Origin of the sequence: Kitasatospora sp. NPDC057936 (assembly GCF_042887525.1) — a bacterium.
Taxonomy (GTDB): Bacteria; Actinomycetota; Actinomycetes; order Streptomycetales; family Streptomycetaceae; genus Kitasatospora.
Genome location: NZ_JBHVPD010000134.1, coordinates 1 through 23,539, shown reverse-complemented (window position 1 = coordinate 23,539; position 23,539 = coordinate 1). Strand labels below are relative to the sequence as shown.

Annotated in this window: 21 protein-coding genes; 9 read left to right on the top strand and 12 right to left on the bottom strand. The window is 71.3% G+C overall.

What is annotated here, in order from left to right; translation table 11 throughout:
* Positions 1-49: 49 nt before the first annotated feature.
* The 3 genes from ACFVU9_RS41710 to ACFVU9_RS41700 all read right to left on the bottom strand — a co-directional run bounded on the left by ACFVU9_RS41710 (position 50) and on the right by ACFVU9_RS41700 (position 2,970).
* Positions 50-424 carry an ATP-binding protein gene (locus tag ACFVU9_RS41710; protein ID WP_380439062.1) on the bottom strand — a complete coding sequence of 125 codons (375 nt, stop codon included), beginning with the start codon at positions 422-424 and terminating at the stop codon, positions 50-52.
* Between the two features lie 225 nt (positions 425-649).
* Entirely contained in the window at positions 650-1,807 is a 1,158-nt protein-coding gene (locus tag ACFVU9_RS41705; RefSeq protein WP_380439060.1) for an adenosine deaminase, read from the bottom strand.
* A gap of 191 nt (positions 1,808-1,998) precedes the next feature.
* Positions 1,999-2,970, bottom strand: coding sequence for a LysR family transcriptional regulator (locus tag ACFVU9_RS41700; RefSeq protein ID WP_387602653.1), 972 nt, complete (start codon positions 2,968-2,970; stop codon positions 1,999-2,001).
* A gap of 92 nt (positions 2,971-3,062) precedes the next feature.
* On the opposite strand from ACFVU9_RS41700, the gene ACFVU9_RS41695 reads away from it, so the two are divergent.
* Complete coding sequence (locus ACFVU9_RS41695; RefSeq protein WP_387602650.1) at positions 3,063-4,340, top strand: MFS transporter; 1,278 nt, start codon at positions 3,063-3,065, stop codon at positions 4,338-4,340.
* Positions 4,341-4,366: 26 nt separating this feature from the next.
* Positions 4,367-4,921, top strand: coding sequence for a Uma2 family endonuclease (locus tag ACFVU9_RS41690; protein WP_380499137.1), 555 nt, complete (start codon positions 4,367-4,369; stop codon positions 4,919-4,921).
* 168 nt (positions 4,922-5,089) lie between these two features.
* Here the strand turns inward: ACFVU9_RS41690 and ACFVU9_RS41685 are convergent, their stop codons facing one another.
* The 8 genes from ACFVU9_RS41685 to ACFVU9_RS41650 all read right to left on the bottom strand — a co-directional run bounded on the left by ACFVU9_RS41685 (position 5,090) and on the right by ACFVU9_RS41650 (position 15,512).
* Entirely contained in the window at positions 5,090-6,367 is a 1,278-nt protein-coding gene (locus ACFVU9_RS41685) for a thymidine phosphorylase (protein WP_380439052.1), read from the bottom strand.
* A gap of 97 nt (positions 6,368-6,464) precedes the next feature.
* Positions 6,465-6,857: a cytidine deaminase gene (locus ACFVU9_RS41680; RefSeq protein ID WP_380439050.1), complete on the bottom strand. Its 393-nt coding sequence runs from the start codon at positions 6,855-6,857 to the stop codon at positions 6,465-6,467.
* On the bottom strand, positions 6,854-8,122 hold the full coding sequence (locus ACFVU9_RS41675) for an ABC transporter permease (RefSeq protein WP_380439048.1): 1,269 nt from the start codon (positions 8,120-8,122) through the stop codon (positions 6,854-6,856). The genes ACFVU9_RS41680 and ACFVU9_RS41675 overlap by 4 nt, the downstream gene beginning before the upstream one ends.
* Positions 8,119-9,276 carry an ABC transporter permease gene (locus ACFVU9_RS41670; protein WP_380439046.1) on the bottom strand — a complete coding sequence of 386 codons (1,158 nt, stop codon included), beginning with the start codon at positions 9,274-9,276 and terminating at the stop codon, positions 8,119-8,121. The genes ACFVU9_RS41675 and ACFVU9_RS41670 overlap by 4 nt, the downstream gene beginning before the upstream one ends.
* 5 nt (positions 9,277-9,281) lie before the next feature.
* The gene (locus ACFVU9_RS41665; RefSeq protein ID WP_380439043.1) at positions 9,282-10,862 is read right to left on the bottom strand and encodes an ABC transporter ATP-binding protein; all 1,581 of its coding nucleotides are present in this window, start codon (positions 10,860-10,862) and stop codon (positions 9,282-9,284) included.
* Between the two features lie 306 nt (positions 10,863-11,168).
* Positions 11,169-12,230 carry a BMP family protein gene (locus tag ACFVU9_RS41660; protein WP_380439042.1) on the bottom strand — a complete coding sequence of 354 codons (1,062 nt, stop codon included), beginning with the start codon at positions 12,228-12,230 and terminating at the stop codon, positions 11,169-11,171.
* A 254-nt stretch (positions 12,231-12,484) separates the two neighbouring features.
* Complete coding sequence (locus ACFVU9_RS41655) at positions 12,485-13,738, bottom strand: amidohydrolase (RefSeq protein ID WP_380439040.1); 1,254 nt, start codon at positions 13,736-13,738, stop codon at positions 12,485-12,487.
* Between the two features lie 184 nt (positions 13,739-13,922).
* Positions 13,923-15,512: a methylmalonyl-CoA mutase gene (locus ACFVU9_RS41650; RefSeq protein ID WP_380439038.1), complete on the bottom strand. Its 1,590-nt coding sequence runs from the start codon at positions 15,510-15,512 to the stop codon at positions 13,923-13,925.
* Between the two features lie 149 nt (positions 15,513-15,661).
* On the opposite strand from ACFVU9_RS41650, the gene ACFVU9_RS41645 reads away from it, so the two are divergent.
* From ACFVU9_RS41645 to ACFVU9_RS41635, 3 genes are all read left to right on the top strand, one after another.
* Entirely contained in the window at positions 15,662-16,402 is a 741-nt protein-coding gene (locus tag ACFVU9_RS41645) for an SDR family oxidoreductase (protein WP_380439036.1), read from the top strand.
* Positions 16,403-16,471: 69 nt separating this feature from the next.
* Positions 16,472-18,115 carry an alpha/beta hydrolase gene (locus ACFVU9_RS41640; protein WP_387602643.1) on the top strand — a complete coding sequence of 548 codons (1,644 nt, stop codon included), beginning with the start codon at positions 16,472-16,474 and terminating at the stop codon, positions 18,113-18,115.
* Positions 18,116-18,412: 297 nt separating this feature from the next.
* Complete coding sequence (locus tag ACFVU9_RS41635; RefSeq protein WP_380439032.1) at positions 18,413-18,898, top strand: 2-oxo-4-hydroxy-4-carboxy-5-ureidoimidazoline decarboxylase; 486 nt, start codon at positions 18,413-18,415, stop codon at positions 18,896-18,898.
* Between the two features lie 35 nt (positions 18,899-18,933).
* Here the strand turns inward: ACFVU9_RS41635 and ACFVU9_RS41630 are convergent, their stop codons facing one another.
* The gene (locus ACFVU9_RS41630; protein WP_387602641.1) at positions 18,934-19,707 is read right to left on the bottom strand and encodes a hypothetical protein; all 774 of its coding nucleotides are present in this window, start codon (positions 19,705-19,707) and stop codon (positions 18,934-18,936) included.
* A gap of 253 nt (positions 19,708-19,960) precedes the next feature.
* Here ACFVU9_RS41630 and sdhC point away from each other — a divergent pair, with 253 nt between their 5' ends.
* From sdhC to ACFVU9_RS41610, 4 genes are read left to right on the top strand one after another with little or no spacing between them, the layout of a single operon-like run.
* Entirely contained in the window at positions 19,961-20,341 is a 381-nt protein-coding gene (sdhC, locus tag ACFVU9_RS41625; RefSeq protein ID WP_218198520.1) for a succinate dehydrogenase, cytochrome b556 subunit, read from the top strand.
* Positions 20,342-20,349: 8 nt separating this feature from the next.
* Complete coding sequence (locus tag ACFVU9_RS41620; protein ID WP_380439028.1) at positions 20,350-20,841, top strand: succinate dehydrogenase hydrophobic membrane anchor subunit; 492 nt, start codon at positions 20,350-20,352, stop codon at positions 20,839-20,841.
* Positions 20,842-20,892: 51 nt separating this feature from the next.
* Complete coding sequence (sdhA, locus tag ACFVU9_RS41615) at positions 20,893-22,635, top strand: succinate dehydrogenase flavoprotein subunit (protein ID WP_380499132.1); 1,743 nt, start codon at positions 20,893-20,895, stop codon at positions 22,633-22,635.
* A complete protein-coding gene (locus ACFVU9_RS41610; protein WP_329927597.1) occupies positions 22,635-23,405 on the top strand; it encodes a succinate dehydrogenase iron-sulfur subunit in 771 nt (256 codons plus the stop codon). The genes sdhA and ACFVU9_RS41610 overlap by 1 nt, the downstream gene beginning before the upstream one ends.
* Positions 23,406-23,539: the final 134 nt, after the last annotated feature.

Here is a 23,539-nt window from a genome sequence, read left to right as displayed (position 1 = left end):
CCACCGGGATCACCGGGGTGCGCGGCCCGTCGCCGTGCGGGTGGAACGGTCAGCCCAGGCCGCCCGGCAGGGCGCCGGTCAGCCCGCCGATGGGGGTCTTGTCGAGGCCGGGGATGCTCGGCACCGCGGCGCGCGTCTGGGTGACGCCAGCGACCGGAGCGGCCTCCGCGGGCGCGGCCGGAGCGGGGGCGGCCTGCCCGGCGCTCGGGGCCAGCGGGCCGAGGGTGCCGGTGACCTTGTCGCCGCCGGGCAGCTTGTTGGCGGTGTCGGTGACCGCGCCGGTGACCGCGGGGTTCTGCAGCGCCGTGGTGGGCAGCCCGACGCCGCCGGGCGCGGGGGCGTCCGCGGACGCGGTGCCGACGCCGACCGCTGCGATGGCGATGCCGAGCGCCGCGGTGCCGGCGGCCTTGAGAGCCTGCTTCATGAATTCGTCCCCTTGAGTCCTCGTCGGTGGCCGACGCGACACGCGGGAACGGACGGCCGAGCGTCCGCCACGGCCTGTCGGCGATGACTGGCACACCGTAGTGAGCCGGTCGTGCGAGGACCAAAAGGCGTTCACTCACCCGAGTGAGTAGTCGGATGAACGCCAACTGCCCTGCGAGGCAGCGGCGTTCATCCGGGACTCACCCCCAGGCCGCTCCGGACCCGATCAGCCCTGGCCGCCGCCCGTGCTGAACAGCCACTCGGCCTTGAGCTCGGCGTAGCCCGGCTTGATCACGTCGCTGATCATCGCGAGCCGCTCGTCGAACGGCAGGAACGCCGACTTCATCGCGTTCACCGTGAACCACTCCATGTCGCCCAGCGTGTAGCCGAAGGCGTCCACCAGGTGGCCGAACTCCTGGCTCATGCTGGTGCCGCTCATGAGGCGGTTGTCGGTGTTCACGGTGACCCGGAACTTCAGCCGGCTGAGCAGCCCGATCGGGTGCTCGGCGTACGAGACCGCGGCGGCCGTCTGGAGGTTGGAGGTCGGGCACATCTCCAGCGGGATGCGCTTGTCGCGCACGTACGCGGCCAGGCGGCCGAGCTCGACGCTGCCGTCCTCGTTCACCGTGATGTCGTCGACGATCCGCACGCCGTGGCCGAGCCGGTCGGCGCCGCAGCACTGCAGGGCCTCCCAGATCGACGGCAGGCCGAAGGCCTCGCCCGCGTGGATGGTGAAGTGGTTGTTCTCGCCCTTGAGGTAGTCGAAGGCGGCCTGGTGGCGGGTGGGGGGGTAGCCGGCCTCGGCGCCCGCGATGTCGAAGCCGACGACGCCCGAGTCCCGGTGGCGGTTGGCCAGCTCGGCGATCTCCTGCGAGCGGGCGGCGTGCCGCATCGCGGTGATCAGGGTGCCGATGCGGATGCGGTGGCCGGCCGCGCGGGCGTTGGCCTCGCCGAGGCGGAAGCCCTCCTGGACGGCCTCGACGACCTCGTCCAGGCTCAGGCCGGCCTCCAGGTGCTGCTCGGGGGCGTAGCGGACCTCGGCGTAGACGACGCCGTCGGCGGCCAGGTCCTCGGCGCAGTCCGCGGCGACCTTGATCAGGGCGTCCCGGGTCTGCATGACGGCGCAGGTGTGCGCGAACGTCTCCAGGTAGCGGACGAGCGAGCCGGAGTCGGCGGCCTCGCGGAACCACTCGCCGAGTTCCTTGGGGTCGGTGGTGGGAAGGCCCGCGTAGCCGACGGCGGCGGCCAGCTCGACGATGGTCTCCGGGCGCAGCCCGCCGTCGAGGTGGTCGTGCAGGAGCACCTTCGGCGCGCGGCGGATCTGGTCGGGGGTGGGGATGCGCGGGCCGGTGCCCGCGGTGGTGACAGGGATCTGCTTCTCCATTGCGGAAATATAGACCCTACGCGCGTAGACCCACCACTCCCCACACGGCCGGTTCGCCGAAAGTCCACCGGGAATTCCACCGCTCGGGTCAGTCCCGTCCCATATCCCGGGACAAAGCGAGATCGGCAACCCCCCCTCCCGCGGAGTTCGCCGCACCCCGCCCCGCGGTTCAGCGCGGGAATCCGCGGGTTTCAGTCGTGTTCGAGCAGCCGCCCGCGCCGCGACAGCACGAAGTCCCGGAACGCCCGCACCGGCGGCGTCAGCGGCCGCCCCGCCGCCCAGGCCAGCCCGATCGCCCGCCGGGTCCGCGGCGCCGTCACCTCCAGCTCCACCACCCCCGGCCGCGGCACCAGCGCCGGCGGCAGCAGCGCCACCCCGAGCCCGGCCGCCACCAGCCCGCGCAGCGTCTCCGCCTCCTCCCCCTCGAAGGCCAGCCGCGGCACGAACCCGGCCTCCGCGCAGAACCCGTCCGTGATCGCCCGCAGCCCGTACCCCTCCTCCAGCCCGACGAACGTCTCCTCCGCCACCTCCGCGAGCCGGATCCGCCGCCGCCCGGCCAGCCGGTGGTCCTCCGGGACGACCAGGTGCAGCCGCTGCTCGTCCAGCGGGCGGGCGGCGAAGGCCGGGTCGTCGGGCAGCGGCGCCACCAGGCACAGGTCCAGCTCGCCGTCCAGCAGCCGCTCCAGCATCGCGCCGACGTAGTCCTGCACCAGCTGGAACCGCACCTGCGGGTGCGCCACCCGGAAGTCCCGCAGCAGCGCGGGGACGGCGTCCGTCCCCATCGTGTGCAGGAAGCCGAACGCCACCCGCCCGACCGACGGGTCCGCCTCCGCCCGGGCCGCCTCGGCGCCGCGCTCGACCTCGGCCAGCGCCCGCTCCACCGAGGCCAGCAGCAGCCGCCCCGCCCTGGTCAGCCGGACCGTCCGGCCCTGACGGGCCAGCAGCTCCACCCCCAGCTCCTCCTCCAGCCGCGCCACCGACCGCGACAGCGTCGGCTGCGGCATGCCGAGCACCGCCGCCGCCTGCGTCACGTGCTCCAGCCGGGCCACGGCCGCGAACTGGGCCAGCCGCGGCGCCAGTTGAACGGCCGGCAGGCCGGGCCCCAGCTCGGCCGGCCGGTACCGGGGCTGCTCCGTGCCGTTCGCCGCTTCCTCCGCGGTCATCCCGCCACCATCCTCGACTCATGCGCCAGTGCATCGATCATCCAGTGTTCATGCATTGGACGCATCAACCCGGCAGGCCTAACGTCGACGTCATGCAGCCCGCCGATACCAGGGCATCCGTGCCCGCCCCGGATGCCTCCGCCGCCCGCGTCCCGACCCACGACGACCGCCACCGCCCCGGCCAGCGCGCGTTCCGCCGCGCCAACCTCGCCCTGTTCGCCGCCGGGGTCGCCACGTTCGTCCTGCTCTACTCCACCCAGGGCCTGCTGCCGGTCCTCTCCGCCGACCTCGACCTCACGCCCGGTCAGGCCAGCTGGACCGCTTCCGCCGCCACCCTCGGACTCGCCCTCGGACTCCTGCCCGCGAGCGCGCTGTCCGACCGGTACGGCCGCACCGCCGTGATGACGGCCTCCACGCTCGCCGCCTCCGCCCTCGCCCTCGCCCTGCCGTCCGCGCCCGACCTCACCACGCTCGTCGTCCTGCGCGTCCTCCAGGGCGCCGCCCTCGCCGGGCTCCCCGCCACGGCGATGGCCTACCTCGCCGAGGAGGTCCACCCGAGCGCGCTGGCCTCCGCGATGGGCCTGTACGTGGCCGGCAACAGCATCGGCGGCATGGGCGGCCGACTGCTGTCCGGCTGGACCGCCGCCGCGTTCGGCTGGCGCTGGGGCCTCGCCGCCTCCGCCGTCCTCGCGCTGCTCGCGGTGCTCGCGTTCCGGCTGCTCATCCCCGCCGCCCGGCACTTCACCCCGGCCCCGGTGGACCCGCGCGCCCTCGCCCGGACCGTCGGACGGCACCTGCGCAACCCGCTGCTGGTCCGGCTGTACGCGCTCGGGCTGCTGTTCATGGCCGTGTTCGGCGCGGTCTACAACACCGTGGGCTACCGGCTGATCGGCGCCCCCTTCCACCTGCCGGAGTCGGTCGCCGCCTCGATCTTCGTCGTCTACCTGGTCGGCACCGGCACCTCGGCCGCCGCCGGCCGGCTCTCCGGCCGCCTGGGCCGGCGCGGCGCCCTCTACGTCTCCATCGGCGTGACGGCCGCCGGGCTCCTGCTGTCCCTGGCCGACTCCCTGGTCTGCGCCCTGCTCGGCCTGGTCCTGATCACCGCCGGCTTCTTCGCCGGCCACGCCACCGCCTCGTCCGCCGTCGGCCGCACCGCGACGGAGGGCCGCACCCAGGCCTCCGCCCTCTACCTGATCGCCTACTACCTGGGCAACAGCCTCGGCGGCACGATCGGCGCCGACGCCTACCACGCCACCGGCTGGCCCGGCGCCGCCACCGTGGGCCTCACCGCGATGACCCTCGCCGCCACCGTCACCCTCTACGCCACCCGGCAGGCATGTACCACCCGCCGAGCAGTCCCGAGCTCTTGACAGTCGGCGCCGATAGACTCCGGAACATGAGCATCGATCCGGCTACGTACGCCCGGCTGCGGGAGATCGCCGACCAACTGCCCCAGATTCCGGGAATAGGGAAGATCGAAATCGCCAACGGCGCGATCGTGATGATGATGTCGCCGGTGAAGCGCCACGAACTCGCCGTGCTGCGCATCTCCCGACAGCTCAATGCCCAGTTGCCGGACACGAATCCCGGCCACATCGCCTACCACGGCGCGGATCTTGAGGACGCGGGGCTCGGCCAGCTACGCAACCCGGACGTGATGGTCTTCCCCGAAGCGACCCTGGAGGGGGAGCAGCCGGCAGTTCTCCCGCACGAGGTGCTGCTCGTCGTGGAGATCGTCTCCAAGTCCAACCCCAACAACGACTACCACAACAAAGTCCGCGACTACTCGGCCATGGGCATCCCGTTCTACCTGATCATCGATCCCCGCGACGGCACCGGCATCGTGCACTCGGAGCCCGGCTACGAGTCCCGCGAGAAGTTCAACTTCGGAGACAAGATCACCGTCGGCCCCTGGACCCTCGACACCAGCGGTCTGCTCACCTACGGCTGACACCCGCCCGACCTGCTGTAGGTTCCTTCGGTCAGTTCGTACGAACAGCAGCGGAATCCGCCACGGCCACCTTCCTCAAGACCGTCCTCGCCGCGGCCGAACAGTCGCCGCACAGCGGAGAACGAGCAGGGCCCTGGCGGCACCGCTCCGCCAGGGCCCTCCGCACGACTACGCGATGCGGTCGAGGACGATCGGGTTCGCGGTGAACGCGGTGCCCTCGGGGGCGACCTCGATGCCGCCGGCGAGGGCCTCGATGGCGTACTCGAAGCGCTCGGGGGTGTCGGTGTGCAGGGTCAGCAGCGGCTGGCCGGCCACGACGGTGTCACCGGGCTTGGCGTGCATCTCGATGCCCGCGCCGGCCTGCACCGGGTCCTCCTTGCGGGCGCGGCCGGCGCCCAGGCGCCAGGCGCTGACGCCGACGGCGTACGCGTCGAGCGTGGTGAGCACGCCGGAGGCGGGGGCCGGGATGACGTGCTGCTCGCGGGCGACCGGCAGCGGCGCGTCGACGTCGCCGCCCTGGGCGGTGATCATGCGGCGCCAGTGGTCCATCGCCGAGCCGTCGCGCAGCGCGTCCGCCGGGTCCTTGCCGTGCACGCCGGCCGCGGCGAGCATCTCGCGGGCGAGCGCGAGGGTGAGCTCGACGACGTCGGCCGGGCCGCCGCCCGCCAGCACCTCGACCGACTCGCGGACCTCCAGCGCGTTGCCGGCGGTGAGGCCGAGCGGGGTCGACATGTCGGTGAGCAGGGCGACGGTGTTGACGCCGGCGGTGGTGCCGAGGCCGACCATGGTGCGGGCGAGCTCGCGGGCGTCGTCGAGGTTCTTCATGAACGCGCCGGAGCCGACCTTGACGTCGAGGACGAGCGCGCCGGTGCCCTCGGCGATCTTCTTGGACATGATCGAGGAGGCGATCAGCGGGATGGCCTCGACCGTGCCGGTGACGTCGCGCAGCGCGTACAGCTTCTTGTCGGCGGGCGCGAGGCCGTCGCCGGCGGCGCAGATGACGGCGCCGGCGCCGCGCAGGACGTCCATCATCTCGTCGTTGGAGAGCAGCGCGCGCCAGCCGGGGATGGACTCCAGCTTGTCGAGGGTGCCGCCGGTGTGGCCGAGGCCGCGGCCGGAGAGCTGCGGGACGGCGGCGCCGCAGGCGGCGACGAGCGGGGCGAGCGGGAGGGTGATCTTGTCGCCGACGCCGCCGGTGGAGTGCTTGTCGCTGGTGGGCAGCGGGAGCGAGGAGAAGTCCATCCGGACGCCGGAACGGATCATGGCCTCGGTCCAGCGGCTGATCTCGCGCGGCTTCATGCCGTTCAGCAGGATGGCCATGGCCAGGGCGGACATCTGCTCGTCGGCGACCTCGCCGCGGGTGTAGGCGTCGATGACCCAGTCGATCTGAGCGTCGCTCAGCTCTCCGCGGTCGCGCTTGGTCCTGATGACGGAGATGGCGTCCATGCGTGCTCCAAGAGGGGATTCAAAAAGCGAAGAGTGTCGCGAGATGACCGGGTTGCGGCCCACTCGCGACACTCTACGCGCGTAACAAATGCAGATGCTAGAGCCGCTCCGGCCCGAACGCGTCGGGCAGGACCTCGCTCATCGGCTTCACGCCGGAGGCCAGGTCGACCAGCAGGTCGGGCCCGCCGTGCTCGTACAGCAGCTGGCGGCAGCGCCCGCACGGCATGAGCAGCTCGCCGGAGCCGTCCACGCAGGTGAACGCGGTCAGCCGGCCGCCGCCACTGGCGTGCAGCGCGGACACCAGCCCGCACTCGGCGCACAGTCCGAGCCCGTACGAGGCGTTCTCGACGTTGCAGCCGGTGACCAGCCGCCCGTCGTCCACCAGCGCGGCCGCGCCGACCGGGAACTTGCTGTACGGCGCGTACGCGCGGGTCATGGCCTCGCGCGCGGCGTCGCGCAGCCGCTCCCAGTCGATCACGGGGGCCGTCACTTGCCCTGGCCCTTGCGGTAGATCTGGCCGTCCGCCTTCGGCATCCGCAGGCGCTGCGAGGCCAGCGAGAGCACCACGAGGGTGATCACGTACGGCGTCGCGACGATCAGCGGGCGCTGCACCTCGTCGGTCAGCGCGTACCAGGCGCCGAGGCCGCCGGCGACCACCAGCGAGATCACCACGGCGGTGTACTTGCGGCGGTACAGCTGCCACAGCGCGAGGAGGCCCATCGCGATGGAGACGGTCAGGATCAGCACGTGCACCGACTGCGGGTCACGCAGCTGGAGGCTGTCGGTGAAGCCGAACAGCCCGGCGCCCATGGAGAGCCCGCCCGGCATCCAGTTGCCGAAGATCATCGCCGCGAGGCCGATGAAGCCGCGGCCGTTGGTCTGGCCGTCCTTGTAGAAGTGCGCGGCGACCAGCGAGAGGTACGCGCCGCCGAGGCCCGCGAAGGCGCCGGAGGCCATGACCGCCAGGTACTTGTACTTGTAGACGTTGACGCCCAGCGACTCGGCCGCGGTCGGGTTCTCACCGCAGGAGCGCAGTCGCAGGCCGAACACCGTGCGCCAGAGCGCGAAGTAGCTGACCACGATCAGCGCACCGGCCAGGACCACGACCACCGAGATGTTGGTGACCATGCCGCCGACCACGCCGGCGACGTCCGAGACGAAGAACCAGTGGTGCTTCTCGATGCCGTCCAGCCAGGGCGACAGACCCGGGATGGTGATGTACGGCAGCGGGTCGGCCGGCGGGGACTGGTTGGCGCCGGCACCGACGGCGACGTAGTCCTTGTAGTAGATCCGGTTGACGTACGCGCAGATGCCGGGGATCAGCAGGTTGATGCCGACGCCGGAGACGATGTGGTCGACGCCGAAGGTCACGGTGATGACCGCGTGCAGCAGGCCGCCGAGGGCGCCGCCCGCCATGCCGGCCAGCAGGCCGACCCACGGGTTCACCAGGTAGCCGGCCCAGGCACCGCAGAAGGTGCCGGCGACCATCATGCCTTCGAGGCCGATGTTGACCACGCCGGCCCGCTCGGACCACAGACCGCCGAGACCGGCCATGCCGATCGGCACGGCGGCGCTGAGCGCGGCGGTGATCTGACCGGAGGAGGTCAGCGAGTGGTTGCCGGTGGCCATGCCCACGGCGGAGAAGAGCGCGAGGGCGCCGGCGATCAGCAGCAGCACGACCGGCCAGGACAGCTTGCGCTTCTTGGCGGGCGCACCGGGCGCCTTGGGACGAGCGGCAGCGGTGGCCGTGCTCATGCCGACACCTCCTTCTTCTCCGTGGCCGCGAGCTGGGCGGCGAGCTGGGCGCCGACCTTCTGCTGCTGGCGCTTCAGGCCGTAGCGGCGCACGAGCTCGTACGCGACGACGACGCAGATGACGATGGTGCCCTGCATGACCGCGACGATCTCGAACGGGAAGCCGCCGTTCAGCGGCAACTGCGAGCCGGTGGCGTCCAGGAACGCGAACAGCAGCGCCGCGAAGGCCATGCCGAGCGGGCTGTTGCGGCCCAGCAGCGCGACCGAGATCCCGAGGAAGCCGAGACCGGCCTGGAAGCTCTGGCCGAAGTAGAACGAGTTCTGCAGCAGTTCGGGCAAGCCGATCAGACCGGCGATGGCGCCGGAGACGGCCATCGAGATCATGACCATCCGCTTGACGTTCACGCCCGACGCGGTCGCGGCGCTCTCCGAGCGGCCGGTGGCGCGCAGGTCGAAGCCGAAGCGGGTGCGGGTCAGCACGAACTGGAAGACCACGCCGACCAGGATCGCGATGAACAGGAAGCCCCAGAGGTCGCCGCCGGCCGTGTTGATCGAGAAGAAGTGGCTGGACTGCGAGACCGGGCTGGTCTGGATCGAGTTGCTGGTGCTGCTGACCTTCGGGGCGAAGATGCCCGGGACGAGGAGCAGACCGACGATCGCGATCGAGATGGCGTTCAGCATGATGGTCGCGATGACCTCGCTGACGCCGCGGAAGACCTTCAGCGCACCGGCGATCGCCGCGTACAGGCCACCGGCCAGCATGGCGGTGATCAGCAGCAGCGGGATCTGGATGAACGACGGCAGGTCGATCTGGCTGCCGACGTACGCCGTGAACAGCGCCGCGACGCGGTACTGGCCCTCGACGCCGATGTTGAACAGGTTCATCCGGAACCCGAACGCGGCGGCCGCGGCGGCCAGGTAGTAGGTGGTGGCCCGGTTGAGGATCGCCACCTGGCCGTCCGACTTGGTGGCGTACGTGATCATCACGTTCCACGCGTCGAACGGGTTCTTGCCCGAGGTCGCCAGCAGGATCGAGCAGATCGTCACCGAGAGCAGGACCGCGAGCACCGGCGCCGCCAGTGCGAACACGATCCGCTCACCGCTGATCCGCTGCGCCAGACTGCGCTTGGCGGCAGGGGGGTTGGGACTGGTCATGTGGGTTACTCCCCCGCCTCGGCGTCGTCGGCGGTGTCGGTGTGCGGGTGCGCGTCCTCGACCGTGGTGCCCTCGGCCGCGACGGCCTGCGCGGCGGCGACGGCCTCCGGGTCGGACTCCAGGTGGCCGCGGGCCGCACCGGTCATCGCGGTGCCCAGGTCCTCGGCGGTGACGGTGGCCGGGTCGGCGTCGGCGACCAGGCGGCCGCGGTAGATGACCCGGATGGTGTCGGAGAGGCCGATGAGCTCGTCCAGGTCGGCGGAGATCAGCAGCACGGCCAGGCCGTTGCGCTGCGCGACCCGGATGTGCTCCCAGATCTGCGCCTGCGCGCCGACGTCCACGCCGCGGGTGGGGTGCGCGGCGATCAGCAGCTTGGGCTCGTGGGCCATCTCGCGGCCGATGATCAGCTTCTGCTGGTTGCCGCCGGAGAGGGAGGCCGCGGTGACCTCGATGCCCGGGGTGCGGACGTCGAACTCCCGGACGATGCGCCAGGTGTCCTGCCGGGCCCCGGCCGGGTCGAGCAGCGGGCCGTTGGAGTTCGGCTTCTCGGTGACGTGACCGAGGATCCGGTTCTCCCAGAGCGGGGCCTCCAGCAGCAGGCCGTGGCGGTGGCGGTCCTCGGGGATGTAGCCGATGCCGGCCTCGCGACGGGCGCGGGTGAGGCTGCCGGACAGGTCCTTGCCGTCGAGGGTGACGGTGCCGGCGTCCAGCGGGAGCATGCCCATGATGGCCTCGACCAGTTCGGCCTGGCCGTTGCCCTCGACACCGGCGATGCCGAGGACCTCGCCCTTGCGGATGGTCAGCGAGATGTCGTCGAGGACGACGCGCTCGATGCCCTCGGCGTCGGTCTTGGCGATCCGCAGGCCCTGGACGTCCAGCATCTCGGTGCTGGTGACGGTCGACTCGCGGCTCTCCGGGGAGGGCAGCTCGGCGCCGACCATCATCTCGGCGAGCTGGCGGGCGGTCACGGACTTCGGGTCCGCGTCGCCGACCGTGGTGCCGCGGCGGATGACGCTGATCGCGTCGGCGACCGCGAGCACCTCGTGCAGCTTGTGCGAGATGAAGATGACGGTGACGCCCTCGGACTTCAGCTCCCGCAGGTTGTCGAACAGCGCGTCGACCTCCTGCGGGACGAGGACGGCGGTGGGCTCGTCGAGGATCAGGATCCGGGCGCCGCGGTAGAGCACCTTGAGGATCTCGACGCGCTGGCGGTCGGCGACGCCGAGGTCCTCGACCAGCGCGTCCGGGCGCACGCCCAGACCGTACTGGTCCGAGATCTCCTTGATCTTCGCCTTGGCCTTGGCGCCGATGCCGTAGAGGCTCTCGCCGCCGAGGACGACGTTCTCCCACACCGTGAGGTTGTCGGCGAGCATGAAGTGCTGGTGCACCATGCCGATGCCGCGGGCGATGGCGTCGCCCGGGGAATTGAACTCGCACTGCTCGCCGTTGATCGCGATGGTGCCCTCGTCCGGCTTCTGCATGCCGTAGAGGATCTTCATCAGCGTCGACTTGCCGGCGCCGTTCTCGCCCATGAGGGCGTGCACGGTGCCACCGCGGACGGTGAGGTTGATGTCGTGGTTGGCCACGACTCCGGGGAAGCGCTTGGTGATACCGCGCAGTTCGACGGCCGTAGTCGCCGTCCCCGCGCTGGGGGTTCCGTCCTTGCGCAGGGGGACGGGGTCGGATGCGGTGATGGCGATCTCCTGGTGGTCTGGAGGCGCGTCGTTGCGCTGGGAGGGCCAAAAGGGGGGAACGGGGAAGTGAGGGGGGACGGAAGGGGGCCCGGGGGTACGCGTTGAGCGCACCCTGCCGGGCCCCTCCCGTGTTGCTGTGCCCATCATCGCGCTGCCGGGCAGGCGGCAGCCGCTACGACGTCCGGGCCGCGCGGCGCCTTACTGGGCGGGCGCGGTCGGGACGGTGGTGGCGCCGGTCTTGATCGCGTTGGCGGCGGCGTCCAGCTGGGTCTTGATGTCGTCGATCTTGCCACCGGTGGTGGCGAGCTGGACACCGTCGGCCTTCAGGTCGAAGAGCTTGGTGCCGGTGAACGGGGCACCCTGCTTGACCGACTGGATGTACGAGAACACCGCGTTGTCGACGTTCTTCACCATCGAGGTGAGGATGCTGTTCTTGTACTTCGCCAGGGCCGGCTGGGTGGCCTGGTCGGAGTCGACGCCGATGGCCAGGGCGCCCTGCTTGTTGGCGACGGCCTCGATGGCGCCGTTGCCGGAGGAGCCGGCGGCGGAGTAGATGACGTCCGCGCCCTTGTCGAGCTGGCCCTGCGCGGCCTCCTTGCCCTTGTCGGGCGAGGCGAAGCCGGAGAAGTCCGGGGGCGTGGTGAGGTAGGTGACCTCGACCGGCATCTGCGGGTCGACGGACTTGACGCCCGCGCGGTAACCGGCCTCGAACTTCTTGATCAGCTCGGTCTGCACACCACCGATGAAGCCGACGTGCTTGGTCTTGGTCTTCAGCGCGGCGGCCACACCGGCGAGGTAGGAGCCCTCCTGCTCGGCGAAGACCAGCGAGGTGACGTTGGCCGGCTGGGCGTCGTCGTGCGAGTCGATGATCGCGAACTTGACGTCCGGGTTGTCCTTGGCGATCTTGTTGACGGCCGGCTGGTACACGAACCCGACCGCGATGACGGTCTTGTAACCGGCGTCGATCAGGTTCTTGAGGCGGGTCTCCTTGTCCGCCTCGGCCTCGCCGGCCTTGGCCTCGGCCTCGGTGACCGAGACGCCGAGGTCGGACTTGGCCTTGTCGAGACCGCGGGCGGCGGAGTCGTTGAACGACTGGTCGCCACGGCCGCCGATGTCGTAGGCCATACCGACCTTGAGGCCGCCGTCGGAGGACGAGCCGGAGGAGGTGTTGTCAGTGCTCTTTGCGCCGCAAGCGGCGAGCGAGGCCATGCCCAGGGAACCCGAGAGCACAACCGCGGCGAGCTTCATTGAACGGCGCAAGGGAGTTTCTCCTTCTCACACGCACCCGATTAGCGTGGTCGGACGCCACCGTAACGCGCGTAGAACACGGTTGTGTTACGGGGTGCCGGAGCATTCGGGTTGTTATCAAACCGTGGTCTGACGGTCGCCCCGAGGCCCATTTCCCGTGCGCGGACGGTGATCCGGAACTGGTGCGCTCCAGTTTACGGAACTGCGCCGAAACCCCGGATCCCGACGTCTCCGCCACGCGACGGCCGCACGCGCGCGGATGCGGGTCAGCTCCCGTCGACCTCCAGCGCCAGCGCCGCGAACAGTTCCGCACCGATCCCGATCGCCCGCTCGTCCACGTCGAAGCGGCCCTGGTGCAGGTCGCGGACGGAGGTGTCGCCGGGGGCGCGGACGCCCAACCGGGCCAGCGCGCCCGGGGCGTGCTCCAGGTACCAGGAGAAGTCCTCGCCGCCCAGGCTCTGTTCGGTGCTCTCGACCACCTGCTCGCCGCCCCGGCCGAACCGGGCCGTCATGGCCTCGTCCAGGAGGGCGACGGAGACCGCCTCGTTCACCACCGGCGGCACCCCGCGGTGGTAGTCGAGCGTCCACTTCGCCCGGTAGGTCTCGGCGACCTTGGCGATCAGGTCGTGCAGGACGTCCGGCGCCTCCCGCCAGCCGTCCAGCTCCAGGCAGCGGATGGTGCCCTCCAGTTCGGCGTGCTGCGGGATGACGTTGGGCGCGGAGCCGGAGGCGATCCGGCCCCAGACCAGGCTGACGCCCCACCGCGGGTCCATCCGGCGGGCGAACGCGGCCGGCAGGTCGGCGGCCATCCGGGCGATCGCGGTCACCAGGTCGGTGGTCAGGTGCGGCCGGGCGGTGTGCCCGCCGGGGCCGTCCAGGTGGAGCACCAGGCGGTCGCAGGCGGAGGTGATGGCCCCGGTGCGCAGCGCGATGCGGCCCACCTCGACCTTCGGGTCGCAGTGCACGGCGAAGATCCGCTCGACGCCGTCCATCCCGTCGGCCTTGATGACGTCCAGCGCGCCGCCGGGCATGACCTCCTCGGCCGGCTGGAATACCAGCCGGACCGGGCGGCGCAGCTCGCCGCTGCGGGCGGCGTCGGCCAGCACCAGCGCGGTGCCGAGCACGACCGCGGTGTGCACGTCGTGGCCGCAGGCGTGGGCCCGGCCGGGGACGGTCGAGCGGTAGGGGACGTCGGTCTTGGCGTCGTCGATCGGCAGCGCGTCGATGTCGGCGCGGAAGGCGAGGATCCCGGTGCCGGGGGCCGTCCCGGCGGGGACGATGTCGACGATCAGGCCGGTGCCGCCGGGCAGCACCCGGGGGGTGAGACCGGCCGCCACCAGCCGGTCGCGGATCAGGCCGGTGGTGCGGAACTCCTGGCGGCCCAGCTCCGGGTGCCGGTGCAGATCGCGGCGGAAGGCGATCAGCTCTGGCTCCAGCCTCCTGACCCGGGCGCGCAGTTCGGCGGCGGGACGGGCAGCGGACAGAGTGGCGCCCGGCTGAGCGGGCTCAGGACGGTTCATCTCCCCAAGGATAGGCCTGTCGGGGGTTCTTGGCCCGACTTCCGGAAAATTAGTCCCCGGATGGGCGCATACCGGCCGGACAGGTGGGTATGACATCTCGTTTCAGCCGCCTTCCCCGGGTTGCTTGTCCTGTGCAACGATCACCCGGGGCGGCGGTCACGGCCTTTGCGTGTTTGACGGATAGTCAGAAGCGTTCCACCGGCGCGTACGTGCCCCACACCTCGCGCAGCGCGTCGCACACCTCGCCGACGGTAGCGCGGGCCGCCAGCGCGTCCTTCATGGGATAGAGCACGTTCTCCCCTCCTTCGGCGGTCCGACGCAGCGCGTTCAGCGTCCGGTCCACCGCGCTCGCGTCGCGCTCGGCGCGCAGCCGGGCGAGGCGCCCGGCCTGCTGCCGCTCGATCGCCGGGTCCACCCGCAGCGGCTGGTACGGCTCCTCGGCGTCCAGCTGGAAGCGGTTGACGCCGACCACCGTCCGCTCGCCGGCGTCGGTCTCCTGCTGGACGCGGTAGGCGGTGCGCTCGATCTCCGCCTTCTGGTAGCCGCTCTCGATCGCGGCCACCGCACCGCCCAGCTCCTCCACCCGGGCCATCAGGGCGAGGGCGGCGGCCTCCACCTCGTCGGTCAGCGACTCGACGACGTAGGAGCCGGCGAACGGGTCGACGGTGGCGGTCACGTCGGTCTCGAACGCGAGGACCTGCTGGGTGCGCAGGGCGAGCCGGGCGGCCTTCTCGGTGGGCAGCGCGATCGCCTCGTCGAAGCTGTTGGTGTGCAGCGACTGGGTGCCGCCGAGCACCGCGGCGAGCGCCTGCACCGAGACCCGGACGAGGTTCACCTCGGGCTGCTGGGCGGTGAGCTGCACCCCGGCGGTCTGGGTGTGGAAGCGCAGCATCTGCGAGCGGGGGTCACGGGCGCCGAACTCCTGGCGCATCACCCGGGCCCAGATGCGGCGCGCGGCGCGGAACTTGGCGACCTCCTCCAGCAGCGTGGTGCGGGCCACGAAGAAGAAGGAGAGCCGGGGCGCGAAGTCGTCGACGGCCATCCCGGCGGCGAGCGCGGTGCGCACGTACGCGATGCCGTTGGCCAGGGTGAAGGCGATCTCCTGCGCCGGACCGGCCCCGGCCTCGGCCATGTGGTAGCCGGAGATCGAGATGGTGTTCCAGCGCGGGATCTCCGCCCGGCAGTACCGGAACACGTCCGCGACCAGCCGCAGCGAGGGGGCGGGCGGGAAGATGTAGGTGCCGCGCGCGATGTACTCCTTCAGCACGTCGTTCTGGATCGTCCCGGTGAGCCGGTCCGGCGCCACCCCCTGGGCCTCGCCGACGAGTTGGTAGAGGAGGAGCAGCAGGCCGGCCGGCGCGTTGATGGTCATCGAGGTGGACACCTCGCCCAGCGGGATCCCGTCGAACAGCACCGCCATGTCCTCGACGCTGTCGACGGCCACCCCGACCTTGCCGACCTCCCCGGCGGCGAGCGCCGCGTCCGAGTCGTAGCCCATCTGGGTGGGCAGGTCGAAGGCCACCGAGAGCCCGGTGCCGCCGCCGGCGATCAGCTGCCGGTAGCGGGCGTTGGACTCGGCCGCGGTGCCGAAGCCCGCGTACTGGCGCATCGTCCACGGCCGGCCGGTGTACATCGACGGGTAGACGCCCCGGGTGTACGGGAACTCCCCCGGTCTCCCGAGGCGGCTGCCCGGATCCCACCCGGCCAGCGCCTCCGGTCCGTACAGCGGCTCGATCGGGAAGCCTGACTCGGCACGGCGCGGCTCGGCTGCCATGGGTCCCTCCACGGGGATCGGCGGGCTGGGGCTCGTCGCTCGCAATGTAGGGCCTGCCGGGCCGGAGAACGGGGAGCCGACGCGATTGAGATGATCGGACCTACGACCGAAGTGCGTACCTCTTTACCGACGAGCCCCAGGGAGTGGCAATGACCGAGCAGAAGGTGGCCGTGGTCACCGGTGCCAGCAGCGGGATCGGCGCGGCGACGGCCCGCCGGCTGGCCGCCGAGGGCTTCGACGTGGTGCTGACCGCCCGGCGCACCGAGCGCGTCGAGGCGCTCGCCAAGGAGATCGGCGGCCGGGCCTTCACCCTGGACGTCACCGACCGGGCGGCCGTGGACGCCTTCGCCGCCGAGGTCGGCCGGGTCGACGTCCTGGTGAACAACGCCGGCGGGGCGCTGGGCGCCGACTCGGTCGAGCACGGCGACCCGGCCGACTGGCGCGCCATGTACGAGGTGAACGTGCTCGGCGTGCTGCACGTGACGCAGGCCCTGCTGCCCGCCCTGCGCGCCACCGGCGACGGCACCGTGCTGGTGCTCTCCTCGACCGCCGCGCTGGCCGCGTACGAGGGCGGCGGCGGGTACGTCGCGGCCAAGCACGCCGCGCACACCATCGCGGCGACGCTGCGGCTGGAGCTGTGCGGCGAGCCGATCCGGGTGATCGAGATCGCCCCCGGCATGGTGAAGTCCGAGGGCTTCGCGCTCACCCGCTTCGGCGGCGACGAGGCGAAGGCGGAGGCCGTCTACGCGGGCGTCGCCGAGCCGCTGACGTCGGAGGACGTCGCCGACACCGTCGCCTGGACGGTCACCCGCCCGTCGCACGTGAACATCGACCTGCTGGTCGTCCGCCCGCGTGCCCAGGCCGCCAACCACAAGGTGCATCGCGCCTGATCAGAGCCCCGGCGGGCAGCCCGGCACCCGTTGATCAACGGTGTGACCCGGCAGTGATACACACGTGCGATGAACATCAACCGGGCCGCCCGCCCACGGGTCCTGCTGACCGCCCTGGCAGCCGGCACCCTGCTCCTCACCTCCGCCTGCAACGACACCGCCACGACGGCCCAGGACAAGGCCGCCGGCAGCCCGGCGTCCGCCGCCACCACCGCGACGGCCACCCCGACGCCGAAGCCGACCGGGGCGGACGACCCGGCGCTCAAGCCCTTCTACGCCCAGCAGATCACCTGGGCCCCCTGCCCGCCGGACCCGAAGGCCGCGGACGCCAAGGCCGACGTCTCCGCCATGCTGTGCGGCAAGCTGCACGTCCCGCTGGACTACGCCGACCCGGCCAAGGACGCGCTCGACCTCGCGCTCGTCAAGTACCCGGCCACCAAGCCCGACCAGCGGATCGGCTCGCTCGTGGTCAACCCCGGCGGCCCGGGCGGCTCCGGCGTCGAGATGGTCAAGTACGGCGCCAAGGACTTCGCCGGCACCCTGCACAGCCGCTTCGACGTGGTCGGCTTCGACCCGCGCGGCACCGGTGCCAGCTCCCCGATCACCTGCCTGGACGACAAGCGGCGCGACGCCGAGGCCCAGGTCGACTCGCCGCTCGACCCGGCCGCCCGCAAGGCCCAGTCCGACCAGCAGAACGCCGAGTTCATCGCCGCCTGCCAGGCGAAGTCCGGCAAGCTGCTGGCCTTCGTCGGCACGCGCAACTCCGCCCGCGACATGGACGTGCTGCGCGCCGCCGTCGGCGACAAGAAGCTCAACTACCTGGGCGTCTCCTACGGCACCTACCTCGGCTCGCTGTACGCCGAGGAGTTCCCGAAGAACGCCGGCCGCCTCGTCCTGGACGGCGCCGTCGACCCCGCCGCCGACGAGCTCGACTCGGTCGTCAAGCAGCAGGCCGGCTTCGAGAAGTCCTTCGAGCGCTTCGCCGCCGACTGCGTCGACAACCACGCGGCCGAGTGCCCGCTGGGCAAGGACTCGGGCCAGGCCGCCAAGAAGGCCGCCGACTTCCTGGACGGCCTGCGCGACCACCCGCTGCCCACCAAGGACGGCCGCAAGGTCGGCAGCGACCTCGCCTGGACGGGCGTGCGCGGCGCGCTCTACGGCGACGAGAACAGCACCTGGCAGTACCTGCGCGTCGCGCTCTCCGTCGCGATGAAGAACGACAAGGGCGACGTCCTGCTCGCCTTCGCCGACGACTACGACGAGCGCGACGAGAACGGCCACTACTCCCCGATGGAGGAGGCGCACGCGGCGATCTCCTGCGCCGACGGCTCCGCCCCGGCCCCCACGGCCGAGCGCGCCCAGCAGGCCGTCAAGCAGCTCCAGGAGCAGGCCCCGCTGCTCACCAAGGGCGTCGACGTGCAGGACTTCACCGAGTCCTCGTGCAACGGCTGGCCGTTCCGGAGCCCCGAGAAGCCGCACACCATCCGGGCCGAGGGCGCCGACCCGATCCTGGTCGTCGGCTCCACCGGCGACCCCGCCACCCCGTACGCCGCCGCCGAGGCGCTGGCCAAGGGCTTCGCCGGCGCCACCCTGCTGACCCGGGTGGGCGAGGGCCACGGCGCGTTCGGCAAGGGCAACGCCTGCATCGACCAGGCCCTGGAGGCTTACCTGACCGCGGGCACGATGCCGGCCGCCGGGACGCGCTGCACCTGAGCGTCCGCGGCCCTCTAGCAGACGAAGACGGGGAGGGCGCTGACGCGAAGGTGTCAACGTCACAACTTGATAGCTCGTTCGGATGAAATCCGCGTGCGCCCTCCCCAACTGATGAGCGCTCAACTACCGTTGAGCCGCTGCCCGGCAGGCTCAGGACGCCACCCCGCGGCCCCATACTTCACCTGCTCCACCCGGACCCTTCACCGGCCACCTTCCCGCCCTCACGAGGAGGACCCGCTGGCCAGCGACATCCCGCCACAGCGGCTCGATCCCAGTTCCGAGCCGACCCTCCTCGGGTTGCACCGCTTCAACGAGGCCGACGCCGGCGCCGCCGAGGAGGCCCTGCTGGCCTGCTGCGGCAGCCACCGCTGGGCCCTGCGGCTCACCGCCCACCGGCCGTACCCCGACATAGAGTCCCTGCTGGCCGCCGCCAGCGAGGCCTCCTACGACCTCCGCCCGGCCGACCTCGCCGAGGCCCTGGCCGACGAGAGCTGGATGCCGCAGCCACTGCTCGGCATGCGGGCCCCGGGCAGCCAGGCGGCGCACACCGCGCTGCGGGCGGCCCACGCCGCGTACGAGGCCAGGTTCGGCCACGTCTTCGTGGTCTGCCTGGAGGGCGTCGCGCCCGAGGAGATGCTCGACACCGTGCTCTCCTCGATCCGCACCCGGCTCGCCAACGACCCGGACGAGGAGCGCCTGGTCGCGGCCGACGAGCTGCGCCGGATCGCCCTCACCCGGCTGGAGCACCTCGTCGCCACCCATTCGGAGGCCGGCGCGCACTGAGCCGCCGGCCCGCGTCGACCCGTCCGGGCGGCCCCTCACTTCCCGGTCTGGGCCGCCCGCAGCTTCGCCACCTGCTGCCGCACGATCCGCTCGTCCGGCGCCGCGGCCGGCTCGGAGGAGACGCCGAAGGTCGTGAACACCGCGAGTGCGGGACCGACCCGGGTCAGCACGGCACGCTGGGACAGCACGGCCGTACCCGATTCATTCGTGAGGGTGAATCCGGTCGCCGCGTCCGCTCCCTCGGGCGTGGGCGTGTCGGCCTGGGCCAGCCGGTGCCGGGTGTGCGTCGACTGCGCCCCCTTCTTCCCCCGCTCCGCCGGTGGCGGCGGCGCCGTCGAGGTGAAGACGGCGCACGGACCGAACAGCTTCTCCAGTTCCGCCTGCACCTGCGCGGCCCGCCCCGAGCGGTAGCCCACCAGGGCGCCGTACGCCGCGCCCGCGGGGTCGGCCCCCCGGGCCACGCTCAGATCGGTCTCCGCGTACGGCAGCCCCGCGCCGGGCGAGGCCGCGCCCGGGCCCGCACCACCGCCGGGTGCCACGGCGTCCAGCAGCGGCTGGCAGGCCGGGACGTCCGACGTCTCCCGCCCGGAGCCCTGCCCGGTGTCACCGTGACCGGGCGTCATGACCGTCACCGCGTAGCCGGCGCCGAGGTCGGCGTCGGTCACCGCGGCCGTCCGCAGTTCGGCCGCGGACAGTTCGTGCACCGGCGCGGCCCGGTCGTCGGACGGCCCGCCGACCGTGGTGCAGCCCGCGGCGAGCGCCAGCGCACAGAGGAGGGGGACGACGGACGGTCGGGGACGATGCGGCACAGATGCCTCAGAAGGGTGTCGGCGGTGGCGGATGCGACACCGTAGCGCAATCGATCGATCACCCAGAGTCCTCATCGGGGGTCCGGTTCCCGCCGAACTAGGCCAGTCGTGCCTGATTGATCACACCTGGGGCCCCCGGAGGCGGTTCCCGATACGGCGTCGATAGGATGCTCGCGGCCGGTGGACCGTACCCGGCCGGGCTGACCGACACCGAAGCCGGCCGAGCCCCCAATCGCTTCCGGAGGGTTTTTCCGTGCCGGCTGGAACGCTGTACCGCGGCCGGGAAGGCATGTGGAGCTGGGTGGCTCATCGAGTCACCGGCGTCCTCATCTTCTTCTTCCTGTTCGCCCACGTCCTGGACACCGCACTGGTGCGAGTGTCGCCGGAGTCGTACGACACCGTCATCCAGACGTACAAGACTCCCCTCGTGAACCTGATGGAGTACGGCCTCGTGGCCGCCATCCTGTTCCACGCCCTGAACGGCCTGCGGGTCGTCGCCGTGGACTTCTGGTCGAAGGGCCCGAAGTACCAGAAGCAGATGCTCTGGACGGTGGTCGGAGTCTGGGTCGTCCTGATGGCCGGCGCCTTCTACCCGATCCTGCAGCACACGCTGGTCGACTGGTTCGGGAAGTGAGCTGACTGATGTCCACGGAAATCTCCGACGCCCTGGTGGTCCCCTCCAACCAGGCGCACACCGGCAAGGGCCTCGGCACCGGGAACCCGGCCGACGCGTTCGTCATCGAGCCGCCGCGCAAGCGGACCAAGAGGACGCCGCGCCGCACCCGGACCAACTTCGAGATGCTGGCCTGGCTCTTCATGCGCCTGTCCGGCATCGTCCTGGTCGTGCTGATCCTCGGCCACCTGCTGATCATGCTGGTGCTCGACGGTGGCGTCTCCAAGATCGGCTTCGCCTTCGTGGCCGGCCGCTGGGCCTCGCCGTTCTGGCAGGTCTGGGACCTCACGATGCTCTGGCTCGCCATGCTGCACGGCGCCAACGGCATGCGTCAGGTCATCAACGACTACGCCGAGAAGGACTCGACCCGGCTCTGGCTCAAGGGGCTCATGGGTACCGCCACGGTCTTCACCGTGCTGCTGGGCACCCTGGTGATCTTCACCTTCGACCCCAACATCTGAGCCGCGAGCACCATCGACCATCGGCAGAGGCCAGAGGCGAGTTAACCCCCCATGCAGATTCACCAGTACGACACCGTCATCGTCGGCGCCGGTGGCGCCGGCATGCGCGCGGCCATCGAGTCGACGCAGCGCAGCCGCACCGCGGTCCTGACCAAGCTCTACCCGACCCGGTCCCACACCGGCGCGGCCCAGGGCGGCATGTGCGCCGCCCTCGCCAACGTCGAGGAGGACAACTGGGAGTGGCACACCTTCGACACGGTCAAGGGCGGTGACTACCTGGTCGACCAGGACGCCGCCGAGATCATGTGCAAGGAGGCCATCGACGCCGTCCTCGACCTGGAGAAGATGGGCCTGCCCTTCTCCCGCACCGAGCAGGGCCGGATCGACCAGCGCCGCTTCGGCGGTCACTCCCGCAACCACGGCGAGGCCCCAGTCCGCCGCTCGTGCTACGCGGCCGACCGCACCGGCCACATGATCCTCCAGACGCTGTTCCAGAACTGCGTCAAGCACGGCGTCGAGTTCTTCAACGAGTTCTACGTCCTCGACCTGCTGATCAACGACGGCAAGACGGCCGGCGTCGTCGCCTACGAGCTGGCCACCGGCGAGATCCACGTCTTCCAGGCCAAGTCGGTCGTGTTCGCCTCCGGCGGCACCGGCAAGTTCTTCAAGGTCTCCTCCAACGCCCACACCCTCACCGGTGACGGCCAGGCCCTGGTGTACCGCCGCGGCCTGCCGCTGGAGGACATGGAGTTCTTCCAGTTCCACCCGACGGGCATCTGGCGCATGGGCATCCTGCTCACCGAGGGCGCCCGCGGCGAGGGCGGCATCCTGCGCAACAAGGACGGCGAGCGCTTCATGGAGCGCTACGCCCCCGTCATGAAGGACCTCGCGTCCCGTGACGTCTGCTCCCGCGCGATCTACACCGAGATCCGCGAAGGCCGCGGCTGCGGTCCGGACGGCGACCACGTCTACCTGGACCTCACCCACCTGCCGCCGGAGCAGCTGGACGCCAAGCTGCCGGACATCACCGAGTTCGCGCGCACCTACCTCGGCATCGAGCCCTACACGGACCCGATCCCGATCCAGCCCACCGCGCACTACGCCATGGGCGGCATCCCGACCAACGTCGAGGGTGAGGTCCTGCGCAACAACACCGACATCGTCCCCGGCCTGTACGCCGCCGGCGAGGTCGCGTGCGTGTCCGTGCACGGCGCCAACCGCCTGGGCACCAACTCGCTGCTGGACATCAACGTGTTCGGCAAGCGCGCGGGCATCGCCGCCGCCGACTACGCGCAGACGGTGGGCTTCACCGAGCTGCCCGAGAACCCGGCCGAGAAGGTCCAGGCCCTGGTCGACGGCCTGCGCGAGGCCACCGGCGAGGAGTCCGTGGCGCAGATCCGCAAGGAGCTGCAGGAGACCATGGACGCCAACGCCATGGTGTACCGCACCGGCGCCACCCTGAAGCAGGCGGTCGAGGACATCGCCGCGCTGAAGGAGCGCTACAAGAACGTCTCCATCCAGGACAAGGGCTTCCGCTACAACACGGACCTCCTGGAGGCCGTCGAGCTGGGCAACCTGCTCGACCTGGCCGAGGTGCTGGCCGTCTCCGCGCTGGCCCGCGAGGAGTCCCGCGGCGGCCACTACCGCGAGGACTTCCCGACCCGTGACGACGTGAAGTTCATGCAGCACACCATGGCGTACCAGGAGGTCGCCGCCGACGGCACGACCTCCATCCGCCTCGACTACAAGCCGGTCGTCACGACCCGCTACCAGCCGATGGAGCGTAAGTACTGATGAGCACTCCGACCGTGGAGCACTCGGCCGCTCTGGACGCGGCCGAGAGCGGTGCCACTCAGCTGATCACCGTCACCTTCCGGATCCGCCGGTTCAACCCGGAGGAGCACCCGGACCCGGTGTGGGTCGACTACCAGCTCACGATGGACCCGAAGGAGCGCGTCCTGGACGCGCTCAACAAGATCAAGTGGGAGCAGGACGGCACCCTCACCTACCGCCGTTCCTGCGCGCACGGCATCTGCGGCTCCGACGCGATGCGGATCAACGGCCGCAACCGGCTGGCGTGCAAGACCCTGATCAAGGACGTCAACCCGGAGAAGCCGATCACGATCGAGGCCATCAAGGGCCTCACGGTCCTCAAGGACCTGGTCGTGGACATGGACCCGTTCTTCCAGGCGTACAAGGACGTCATGCCGTTCCTCATCACCAAGGGGAACGAGCCGACCCGCGAGCGCCTGCAGTCCGCCGAGGACCGCGAGCGCTTCGACGACACCACCAAGTGCATCCTGTGCGCCGCGTGCACGTCGTCCTGCCCGGTCTTCTGGAACGACGGCCAGTACTTCGGCCCGGCCGCCATCGTCAACGCGCACCGCTTCATCTTCGACTCGCGCGACGAGGGTGCCGAGCAGCGCCTGGAGATCCTCAACGACCGCGAGGGCGTGTGGCGCTGCCGCACCACCTTCAACTGCTCCGAGGCCTGCCCCCGTGGCATCGAGGTCACCAAGGCGATCCAGGAAGTGAAGCGGGCGCTGGTCACCCGCCGCTTCTGATCCCCGCCTGACACACGCCGAAGGCCCCGTCCGACCAATGGCGGGCTCTAGCGATCCCCGCAACACCCTGAGTTCAGGGAGTTGCGGGGATCGTGGATTTTGAGGGCTTGAAGGCGAGGTTCTTCGAGGCGTTG

Excerpts from the sequence above, each read along its gene's own strand:
- ACFVU9_RS41710 (WP_380439062.1), bottom strand. The coding sequence starts at position 424 with ATGAAGCAGGCTCTCAAGGCCGCCGGCACCGCGGCGCTCGGCATCGCC.
- ACFVU9_RS41705 (WP_380439060.1), bottom strand. The coding sequence starts at position 1,807 with ATGGAGAAGCAGATCCCTGTCACCACCGCGGGCACCGGCCCGCGCATC.
- ACFVU9_RS41700 (WP_387602653.1), bottom strand. The coding sequence starts at position 2,970 with ATGACCGCGGAGGAAGCGGCGAACGGCACGGAGCAGCCCCGGTACCGG.
- ACFVU9_RS41695 (WP_387602650.1), top strand. The coding sequence starts at position 3,063 with ATGCAGCCCGCCGATACCAGGGCATCCGTGCCCGCCCCGGATGCCTCC.
- ACFVU9_RS41690 (WP_380499137.1), top strand. The coding sequence starts at position 4,367 with ATGAGCATCGATCCGGCTACGTACGCCCGGCTGCGGGAGATCGCCGAC.
- ACFVU9_RS41685 (WP_380439052.1), bottom strand. The coding sequence starts at position 6,367 with ATGGACGCCATCTCCGTCATCAGGACCAAGCGCGACCGCGGAGAGCTG.
- ACFVU9_RS41675 (WP_380439048.1), bottom strand. The coding sequence starts at position 8,122 with ATGAGCACGGCCACCGCTGCCGCTCGTCCCAAGGCGCCCGGTGCGCCC.
- ACFVU9_RS41670 (WP_380439046.1), bottom strand. The coding sequence starts at position 9,276 with ATGACCAGTCCCAACCCCCCTGCCGCCAAGCGCAGTCTGGCGCAGCGG.
- ACFVU9_RS41655 (WP_380439040.1), bottom strand. The coding sequence starts at position 13,738 with ATGAACCGTCCTGAGCCCGCTCAGCCGGGCGCCACTCTGTCCGCTGCC.
- ACFVU9_RS41650 (WP_380439038.1), bottom strand. The coding sequence starts at position 15,512 with ATGGCAGCCGAGCCGCGCCGTGCCGAGTCAGGCTTCCCGATCGAGCCG.
- ACFVU9_RS41645 (WP_380439036.1), top strand. The coding sequence starts at position 15,662 with ATGACCGAGCAGAAGGTGGCCGTGGTCACCGGTGCCAGCAGCGGGATC.
- ACFVU9_RS41640 (WP_387602643.1), top strand. The coding sequence starts at position 16,472 with ATGAACATCAACCGGGCCGCCCGCCCACGGGTCCTGCTGACCGCCCTG.
- ACFVU9_RS41620 (WP_380439028.1), top strand. The coding sequence starts at position 20,350 with ATGTCCACGGAAATCTCCGACGCCCTGGTGGTCCCCTCCAACCAGGCG.
- sdhA (WP_380499132.1), top strand. The coding sequence starts at position 20,893 with ATGCAGATTCACCAGTACGACACCGTCATCGTCGGCGCCGGTGGCGCC.
- ACFVU9_RS41610 (WP_329927597.1), top strand. The coding sequence starts at position 22,635 with ATGAGCACTCCGACCGTGGAGCACTCGGCCGCTCTGGACGCGGCCGAG.